Source organism: Leptospira saintgironsiae (assembly GCF_002811765.1).
Taxonomy (GTDB): Bacteria; Spirochaetota; Leptospiria; order Leptospirales; family Leptospiraceae; genus Leptospira_B; species Leptospira_B saintgironsiae.
This window is the reverse complement of the sequence record NZ_NPDR01000001.1, coordinates 1,060,147-1,069,366: the sequence shown is the minus strand read 5'-3', so window position 1 is coordinate 1,069,366 and position 9,220 is coordinate 1,060,147. Positions and strand designations below refer to the sequence as shown.

The window sequence follows — 9,220 nt, the reverse complement described above, 5'->3', positions numbered from 1 at the left end:
GCCATAAGAATCGATTAGTTGAGTGTTTATGTTCAGATCCGTCGACCTATTTTTTGAAAGACTAAATCTTTAAAACCGGGAGCAGACAAGGAAAAAATAGACGCCCGCATCTGGGACCTATTCGGAGAAGTTTGGTGTATTATGTTCACCGATCTTTCTGGGTTTTCAAGAGGTGTGGAAAAATTTGGGATCATTCATTTTCTGCAAACTATCCATGAATCTGAAAGAGTGTTAGTGCCAATCATAGAAGATCATGACGGAATACTTCTGAAATCAGAAGGGGATAGTTTTTTAGTGATCTTCCGAAATGTTGCGAAAGGACTTCAAGCAGCGATCAGAATGCAAAAAGAATTATTAGAATATAATAAGGACAAAATCCCCGAGGAAAAGATACTTCTCTGCGTTGGACTTGGCTATGGAAAAGTTTTGAAAATAGGAGACTCGGACGTTTTCGGTTCTGAAGTAAACACGGCAAGTAAACTAGGAGAAGATACTGCAGAAGCGGGCGAGATCCTGATCACTCAAACTGTTTTTGATAACGCGCAAGAAACTGGATTAAAATTCGAGGCAATCAAAGATGTTCCTGCAGGAACTCATGGGGCATATAGGGTAGTTTACTAACGCGTAAAGTACCCCGTGGCGAATAACGTAATTAGAACGTATAATCTTGTTGCAAATGATCTGCTCTATTCCAACATTCTGCAAAATCCGATAGGAACACCAGAGAATGAAATATCGAATCATATCGATTATCTTATTAACGATCTTTATCTCCTCGCCAGGCTTTGGAGAAACCAATGATACCGTTCTAAGCTTTGAAACTGAGCAGGAATACGTCGATTTCGTTTATAGTCTGCAATCAGTGTTAGTTCAACCGTATCCGAAAGCGAAACTACAATGGGTTTTCATAAACTCATCCCAATATGAAACGGATTTGAATAATGTAATCGCGTTGGCAAAAGCCGATTTTAAACAAAAACTAAACCACAAATTTGTTAAACAACAGAAGGAACCGACTCCTGACCTTGTAAAAGCCGGAACGATCCTAATAGGAAAAAGAAAAACCGCAACCGAAGATCAAGCCATATGGATCGTAATCGTCGGATATGATAAAAGCGGACTATTTGTAAACGATTCCAAAAAAGGACCATTCGAGCGACTTTCATTCGACGGAATCGAGTCGGCATACTTTCTTAAATAGATCCCAGTAATTTAGACCGAATACTTTTTCCAAGGAAACTCATGAAAAAAATCATTTTATCTTTATGCTTCGTACTTATTTTAGCTTCCTGCAAATCGACTACAAAAAGAGAAAAACCGCAAGAGATGTCCCATTTTAAAAATCTCCTGGCAGAGACGAATCTTTTAATTCGCCAAATCGTCCCTCCAAAATTCAATCCTGTTCCAAAAGACGAAGAAATACCGTATCACTACGATTACGCTCTTCTTTCCGATGATAAACAGATCGAGATAAGGTACATCGTAAGATCGATTCCTGGCCTTCTCAAAGAGATAGAAGAAATCAAAAAAAATAACCCTAAAGCTGTTATGGTCGCCCCTAAAAAGAACGATTATATAATTCACTTCAGCACTTTTCTAATTAATCTGGGAGGAGAATTTGCTGCCACCTCTTATGCTGCATTTCCTCCCAAAGCGGTTAAAGATGAATTCGGAGCAGATTGGGGTAGTAGTACTGCGTTCGAAATGGTTCCCGGTACGGATAAAAAATTCAGATACTGTTATTTGACCGCTTTACATAAAGATAATATGGCAGACGTTTATATTCTGTATTTATCAAACGATTCGGAAAAATTAATTCAATTTGCAAAGAAAACGTATCTATTCTATAATTTACGATTCATGTAAATGCTGATTATCGAATTACTAGTTTCAGGAATGAGGAAATTTGAATCTCTGAAGCCAAATGTAAATTGATCGAGATAAGCGTTATTGCTTATCTCGACTTCATTCATTATATGACTCTATCTTCGAATCGGTCATATCAAATAGAACTGATTTCGGAAACCAAGCGCTTGTATAACCTTTGCCTTTATAGAAACAACCTCCTCCCCAATCTAAAGGAATATCCGCATAATACCAAGTCTCGGATTTTTCTTTGGCACCTTGAGCCTTAGCAAGGAGTACTAACTTTGACTTTTCCGGGAATTTATCCGTCTGGATCTGTTTTCCATCCTCGTTAGTGTTACAAATGATATAAGGGAACTCATAACCAGGGCCTGTGCGTGCCGGACTCGATTTAGATAAGTATTTTGATTTTCCAGGAATGGTTTTAACAGAAACACCTTCAATCTTTCTATCTGTAGATTCAGGAAGAGGAAATCCTCCGAAATAACTCGCATCATTGGAACAGTATAATTTAGCGGAATAACGAACGGAATATTTTGTAGGAACGATACTACAGGTTCTGGAGGTTTGAAAATTATAAGGTTTACATGATTCTTCTGCGGAAGCTTGTAAGATTACTTTTTCTGATTCTATTTTATAAGTTCCGGAATATCCCCCGCATCCATCTCCATCGTAATTTTCAAAAAATGTAAAGTCTTCTCTGAATTCTATATACCAACCGAAGGTCCTATTCTCAGGCCCCCAATAAATTCCGAGTAAACTAGATTGTTTTGTTTGAAAATCGGTCCTGTTTTCCGATGCGAGGTTTAGATGAATTACTGCGAGAATTAGAGATACAAATAAAGACTTTTTCATCATAGACGTATCGATATTAGGCTCAGATTGAATATCCGAGCCTAATTATTAAACGTTTAATCTTATGGAATTAATTTGCTAGGTATATCCTTCTTATCAATTTCCTTTCTTCTAGTCTTATTCTGTCCATGTCTATAGTCCGATATAGCTTGATAAACAGATTTTCTAACCCGATTGATCCCGCCTAGAGGCTTATGCTCTTGGAGAGAATGCCAAGGTGTATAAGATACGTTTTCGCAAAGAGAATCCATCTTTTCATTTGTAAATTCTTGCTTAGGGATCAATACTTCCGCTACAGGAATGAATGGAGAAGTTTCTTCATCCCAAACAACAGCTGGATCTTCTATTGGCATTGACTTCGGATCTTTTTGGACCTGAACCATAAAAGTAAAACAAGCCGAAGATTCTTTCAGTTGTTTACTCATTGCTTCTCTTAAATAATTTTCAGCAGGGGTATCCGGTAATTCAGATTTAGTTTCTGAGCAAGGTTTTAACGAATATTTAACCGCCTTTCCCTCTCCAAAAGTGTAAGGGGTTGTAGACCAATAACGAATTTCTAATGGACTTGTGATTTTTTTACCACGGATGGCCCTTACTTTGGAGAGACCGCCCAGTTTCCAACTAAATGGATTCCAACCAAAAAAATAAGAACCTGGCTTACCCGCAAATGCTGCTTCGAATAACGCAAGGTATTCATCCGGTGCACCTACAGGAAGAACTGGGTGATTGATCAGTAAAAAATCCTGAGTCTTCTCTTGTGCTTCTTCGACTAAAATCTTTTTTCCGGGAACGTCAAAAAGTTTGATCCCGACCCCACGAATATCACCTTCTAAGTCAGCTTTAGGTTTTTGAGATCCGTTAGAGAAACGAACTAAACTTTGATAGGATTTCCCAGATTGGAAAACTCCTAAGTTATACTGAGCGTCTAGATCTTTTTTTACGGTAAAGGTAGCGGCTACACATCCATGGTGTTTCGGATGCGCGTCTCTTCTTACAACGGCTCCATCTTTATATGATTCTTTAAGCGAAGTTAGAGTGAGTTCCAGAGTCCGCTGCGCGATAGATTCTTCTTCAGGAAAAGGATATTCCTTTCCTAGTTCGACGGAATCCGGAATTTTTACATACGGTCCCCCGCAGGAAAGCGCGAATATTAAAAAGAAAAGATATAAGATAGAAAGTTTTTGTCCCATGACCTGATTCTGTCCCGGGAAATTCTTTTGTCCATTTAAAAGAAACAGGTTACTGGCCCGATTAGGCTTGAAGAAATAAAAAAGGGACTCTTTTAGAGTCCCTTCATCAAACTTGTTCGCGGTCTCATGCAACCGCAAACTATAAGTTAAAAGATTCTTACCAGCGATAGTGGCTGAATGCTTTGTTAGCATCTGCCATTTTACGGATATCTTCTTTCTTCTTAATTGCAGCTCCGGTGCCTTTTTGAGCCTCGATAAATTCTGCTGCAAGCTTGTTAGCCATACCTTTTTCGTTTCTGTCCCTGGAATAACGGATCAACCATCTGATTCCAAGAGCTAAACGTCTTTCCGGACGAACTTCGATCGGAACTTGGTAAGTTACACCACCCACGCGGCGGGATTTTACTTCCACTTGTGGTTTAACGTTTTCTAATGCTTCTTTAAAAGTAACGTAAGGATCGTTTCCAGTTTTCTTTTGGATCAAATCCAGAGCGTCGTAAAACAAAGATTCTGCTACGGATTTTTTTCCGTCCAACATCAAGCAGTTGATAAACTTCGCGATGTTTGCATCTCCATAAACCGAATCCGGTTGGATCTTGCGTGGTTCTACTTTTCCTCTTCTTCTAGACATTCCTAACTCCCTTACGCCTTAGGTTTTTTCGTTCCATACTTAGAACGACTCTTACGACGTTTATCGATACCGAGAGTATCCAAGGTACCACGGATAATATGATAACGAACCCCTGGAAGGTCTTTTACCCTTCCCCCGCGGATCAGAACAACGTTGTGCTCTTGCAGGTTATGTCCCTCACCGGGAATATAAGCGGTCACTTCAATACCGGTTGTTAAACGAACCCTTGCAACTTTTCTTAAAGCTGAGTTCGGTTTTTTCGGTGTGAAGGTAGTCACCTTCGTGCACACTCCCCGACGTTGCGGGCTACTTTTTAATGCAGGAGATTTAGATTTGTTAACCTGTTTCTTCCTGCCGTGACGTATAAGTTGGCTAATTGTAGGCATGAGTTTCTTCTTTTTAGCAGGCCGGTGACCTATTTTACCAGTTCTACCGACCCTGCTCTATTGTAAAGCTTTCCTTTAATTCTCGCTGTCTTCCGGTATGGCCATCGGAATTTCTTCCTCTTCCACTTCCAGAGGACGATCTAGATCCCCGTAAGTTTCTTTGAACACCGCGACGTCGCGATATTTTCTCATTCCGGTTCCCGCAGGGATCATGTGACCGATAATAACGTTCTCTTTAAGTCCCGCTAAGTTATCAGTTTTTCCTTTGATTGCAGCGTCAGTTAACACCTTAGTTGTTTCCTGGAAGGAAGCAGCTGAGAAGAACGACTCAGTATTCAAAGATGCTTTCGTTAAACCTAATAAGATCGGAACACACTGAGCAGGAGATCCTCCTTCAGCTATCACTCTCTTGTTTTCTTCCAAGAAAGCGAAACGATCTACTTGTTGTTGGTTAACAAAAGATGTGTCTCCGGAATCGGTAATTAAAACCTTACGCATCATTTGGCGAACAACTACTTCGATGTGCTTATCATTGATATGCACCCCTTGTAGTCTATAAACCTCTTGAACCTCTTGCACAAGATATACTTGAAGTGCAGTAACACCTTTTACTCTCAAGATATCGTGTGGATCCAGGTTTCCATCGTCCATTTGATCTCCGCGTTTTACGAAGTCTCCGTGACGAACACGTAATTGTTTTCCGATTGGAATGGTTACTTTTACTTTATCCAGCTCTTCGTTATCAGGAACGATATAGAGAACTCGTTTTTCTTTTACGATCTCTCCATTATCTTCAATCTTTCCATCAGTTTCTGCAAGAGTGGTTGCGTCTTTAGGACGACGAGCTTCGAAAAGTTCGTCTACCCTTGGAAGACCACCGGTAATATCCCGGGTTTTTTCTGCAACGGTTGGGATTTTGAAGAGAATATCTCCCGCTTTCACTTTGTCCCCGTTTTGAACGGAGATGATCGCATCCACAGGAACCAGATATTCTTCTTTGCTTCCGCCAGAAGAAACCACAATTCTTGGGATCAATTTTTCCCTACGTTGTTCGATTACTTTATAATTAACGTTAGATGTCTTAACGTCCTCGTCCCTACGAACGTTCTTACCAACTTCCAGATCCACCCATGCGGCAGTTCCTTCGATTTCAGTAACTCCGATCTCGTTGAACGGGTCGAATTCTCCTAATGCTTGGTTAGCTTCGGTAATCTGTGCTACTTTTACGTTCAGAGTGGTAGAAGTTTTTACAGGAACAACCGCTTCTTCTCCCAGAATTCTGAAGAGTCCGTCTGCGATTTTAATGGTTCCTGGAGCGTCAGAAGTTACGTTCTCTCCAGAAGCAAGAGTTGCAACCAACTCTCCCTTATCCACTTTCTGTCCGTTCTCAACTCTAAGGTTGGTCAAGTCAGAAGAATTGAACTGTTGGATCAATCTTTGAACTACGATAGATCCACGACGAGAGAAGATCAAACCTCTATCATTAGTTTGTAAAGTTCTACCGTTGATCGCATTAACGACTGCGCGGTATCCAACTTTGTGTTCTTTCTCTTGTACTTTTGCGGAAGCGGCACCACCAATGTGGAATGTTCTCATCGTCAACTGAGTTCCAGGTTGCCCGATGGACTGAGCCGCGATAGTTCCGACTGCTTCTCCAATCTCTGCTGGAGTCAGACGAGCCATATCCATTCCGTAACATTTAATACAGATTCCCCAACGAGCTTCGCAAGTTAGAGGGGAACGAACCTTGATTTTTTCATAACCTAGGTTCTCGAGTTTCTGTCCTACTTCTCTGTTAATTAAAGAGCCTTTAGGATAAACTACACTTTCAGTAACAGGGTCAACGATGTCTTCAGCAGTATAACGTCCGAATACACGATCGCTCAAGGAAACGATAACATTCTCGCCTTCTTTTACGGTTCCGAGAGTGATACATTCTTCCGTTTCGCAATCATCTTCTGCAACGATAACGTCTTGAGAAATATCCACCAAACGACGAGTTAGATAACCTGCATCCGCAGTTTTCAAAGCCGTATCCGCAAGACCTTTACGAGCACCGTGAGTAGAGATGAAGAATTCAAGAACGCTCAATCCCTCGCGGAAGTTGGAACGAATTGCAAGTTCGATGATTTCACCGGAAGGTTTCGCCATCAGACCACGCATACCAGCCAACTGACGGATCTGTTGTTTAGATCCACGAGCTCCGGATGCAGCCATGATGAAGACAGGGTTATATCCACCCTTGTCTTTTTCCAATTCCTTGAACATAGAGTCGGTGATGAGGTCGTTGGTTTTAGTCCAGATCTCGATCACTTTTTTCTTACGTTCTTCGTTTGTGATAATACCTTTACGATATTCTCCGTCGGCCTTTTCGACTTCTTTGTTAGCATCGCCAACAAGAGTCACTTTACCTGGGGATACACGAATGTCTTCGATAGAGATAGTCGGGCTGAAAATAGTAGCATAACGATATCCTAATTTCTTAATATCGTCGAGCATTAGAACAGTTTGAGCCGGTCCATATTTCTCATACACTTCTGCGATAATTCTGTTTGTCTCTTTATCGGAAAGCGCACGGTTTACGTACGGATACCCTTCAGGAAGAACCGTGTTGAAGATCAAACGGCCCGGAGTAGTCTCCAGAATTTTACCTTGGTGTAGAACTGAAATTTTAGTTCTGTATTCGATCACTCCTCTATCGATCGCGTAAGTTACCTCGTCGAGGTTCGCAAAAGATTTAAGAGGAACTCCCGCCTCAGAAGGAACTTCTGAAGTAAGATAATAAATTCCAAGTACGATATCTTGAGTTGGTCCGCAAATCGGGTGTCCGTTTGCAGGATTCAAAATATTATGAGGAGAAAGCATGAGCATCCATACTTCCAACTGAGCTTTTGGAGTCAGTGGAACGTGGATCGCCATCTGGTCACCGTCGAAGTCTGCGTTGAACGCATGACATACAAGCGGGTGAAGTTTGATTGCTTTTCCTTCTACAAGAATAGGTAAGAAGGCTTGGATCCCCAAACGGTGAAGAGTAGGAGCACGGTTTAACATAACCGGATGCTCTTTCACAACTGTTTCAAGAACGTCGAAAACTTCTTTTTCTTCTGCTTCTACTTTCTTCTTAGCAGATTTGATGTTAGGAGCTAAATCCAGATCCACCAAACGTTTCATTATGAAAGGTTTAAATAGCTCAAGAGCCATCTTCTTAGGAAGACCCATCTCGTGGTATTTCAGCTCAGGACCAACTACGATCACGGAACGACCAGAGTAATCCACACGCTTACCGAGTAGGTTTTGGCGGAAACGTCCTTGTTTTCCTTTCAGCATGTCTGAAATGGATTTAAGAGGTCTGTTACCTTTACCTTTTACGGTACGTTTGCGGCGGCTATTATCGAATAACGCATCTACAGCTTCTTGGAGCATACGTTTTTCGTTACGAACAATGATCTCAGGAGCTTTTAACGCGAGAAGGCGTTTTAGACGGTTGTTTCTGTTGATAACACGACGATATAGATCGTTCAAGTCAGAAGTAGCAAAACGTCCACCTTCTAACTGAACCATTGGACGAAGTTCAGGAGGAATGACCGGAACCACATCAAGAACCATCCACTCAGGACGGTTTCCTGAATCGCGGAAAGCTTCTAATACTTCCAAACGTTTCAGGATTCTTTTATCGGAGATCTTTTCTTTTTCTTGGATCTTCTGGCGAATGATACGTGCTTCTGCATCAACATCAATACGAGAAAGAAGTTCTTTGATCGCGTCCGCACCGATACCAGCAACAAACTTGTCACCGTATTCGTCTAGGTAAGCGTGATATTCTTCTTCGTCGATTAACTCGCCACGATTTCTTCCGGTATCAGCCGGATCGATGATCACATATTTTTCGAAATAAAGAACACTCTTGAGCTGATTGATAGTCATGTCCAAGAGAAGTCCCATTCTGGAAGGAACGGAACGGTAATACCAGATATGAGAAACTGGAGCCGCGAGTTCAATATGACCCATACGCTCACGACGAACTTTGGAGTGAGTTACCTCAACACCACATTTGTCGCAAACCACGCCCTTATAACGGATGGACTTGAATTTTCCGCAGTAACATTCCCAGTCCTTAGTAGTTCCGAAAATTTTCTCGCAGAAAAGACCGTCTCTCTCCGGCTTTAAAGTACGGTAGTTGATTGTCTCAGGCTTCTTTACTTCTCCGTAGGACCATTCTTTGATCCTTTCCGGAGACGCTAATCTGATTGTTATTGATTCAAAATCGTTATTGGATCTCATGCTACCTTTCT

General features: G+C 41.3%; 7 protein-coding genes and 1 pseudogene. 3 read left to right on the top strand and 5 right to left on the bottom strand.

Annotated elements, in window-relative coordinates; all coding sequences use genetic code 11:
• Positions 1 to 69: 69 nt before the first annotated feature.
• The 3 genes and pseudogenes from CH362_RS05040 to CH362_RS05030 all read left to right on the top strand — a co-directional run.
• Positions 70 to 621, top strand: a pseudogene (locus CH362_RS05040) (adenylate/guanylate cyclase domain-containing protein); the annotation flags it as partial.
• A 106-nt stretch (positions 622 to 727) separates the two neighbouring features.
• Complete coding sequence (locus CH362_RS05035; RefSeq protein WP_100709205.1) at positions 728 to 1,201, top strand: hypothetical protein; 474 nt, start codon at positions 728 to 730, stop codon at positions 1,199 to 1,201.
• 41 nt (positions 1,202 to 1,242) lie between these two features.
• The gene (locus CH362_RS05030; RefSeq protein ID WP_100709204.1) at positions 1,243 to 1,866 is read left to right on the top strand and encodes a hypothetical protein; all 624 of its coding nucleotides are present in this window, start codon (positions 1,243 to 1,245) and stop codon (positions 1,864 to 1,866) included.
• Between the two features lie 99 nt (positions 1,867 to 1,965).
• Here CH362_RS05030 and CH362_RS05025 read toward each other — a convergent pair whose 3' ends face one another.
• From CH362_RS05025 to rpoC, 5 genes are all read right to left on the bottom strand, one after another.
• On the bottom strand, positions 1,966 to 2,724 hold the full coding sequence (locus CH362_RS05025) for a hypothetical protein (protein ID WP_125169707.1): 759 nt from the start codon (positions 2,722 to 2,724) through the stop codon (positions 1,966 to 1,968).
• A 59-nt stretch (positions 2,725 to 2,783) separates the two neighbouring features.
• On the bottom strand, positions 2,784 to 3,911 hold the full coding sequence (locus CH362_RS05020; protein ID WP_100709202.1) for a catalase family protein: 1,128 nt from the start codon (positions 3,909 to 3,911) through the stop codon (positions 2,784 to 2,786).
• A gap of 157 nt (positions 3,912 to 4,068) precedes the next feature.
• Positions 4,069 to 4,542, bottom strand: coding sequence for a 30S ribosomal protein S7 (rpsG, locus tag CH362_RS05015; RefSeq protein WP_008594381.1), 474 nt, complete (start codon positions 4,540 to 4,542; stop codon positions 4,069 to 4,071).
• Positions 4,543 to 4,553: 11 nt separating this feature from the next.
• Entirely contained in the window at positions 4,554 to 4,928 is a 375-nt protein-coding gene (gene rpsL / locus CH362_RS05010; protein WP_008596375.1) for a 30S ribosomal protein S12, read from the bottom strand.
• A 75-nt stretch (positions 4,929 to 5,003) separates the two neighbouring features.
• A complete protein-coding gene (rpoC, locus tag CH362_RS05005; RefSeq protein WP_100709201.1) occupies positions 5,004 to 9,209 on the bottom strand; it encodes a DNA-directed RNA polymerase subunit beta' in 4,206 nt (1,401 codons plus the stop codon).
• Positions 9,210 to 9,220: the final 11 nt, after the last annotated feature.

Bases quoted from the DNA above. Each gene is read 5' to 3' on its own strand.
- CH362_RS05020 (WP_100709202.1), bottom strand. From the start codon at position 3,911: ATGGGACAAAAACTTTCTATCTTATATCTTTTCTTTTTAATATTCGCG.
- CH362_RS05025 (WP_125169707.1), bottom strand. From the start codon at position 2,724: ATGATGAAAAAGTCTTTATTTGTATCTCTAATTCTCGCAGTAATTCAT.
- rpoC (WP_100709201.1), bottom strand. From the start codon at position 9,209: ATGAGATCCAATAACGATTTTGAATCAATAACAATCAGATTAGCGTCT.
- rpsL (WP_008596375.1), bottom strand. From the start codon at position 4,928: ATGCCTACAATTAGCCAACTTATACGTCACGGCAGGAAGAAACAGGTT.
- CH362_RS05030 (WP_100709204.1), top strand. From the start codon at position 1,243: ATGAAAAAAATCATTTTATCTTTATGCTTCGTACTTATTTTAGCTTCC.
- CH362_RS05035 (WP_100709205.1), top strand. From the start codon at position 728: ATGAAATATCGAATCATATCGATTATCTTATTAACGATCTTTATCTCC.
- rpsG (WP_008594381.1), bottom strand. From the start codon at position 4,542: ATGTCTAGAAGAAGAGGAAAAGTAGAACCACGCAAGATCCAACCGGAT.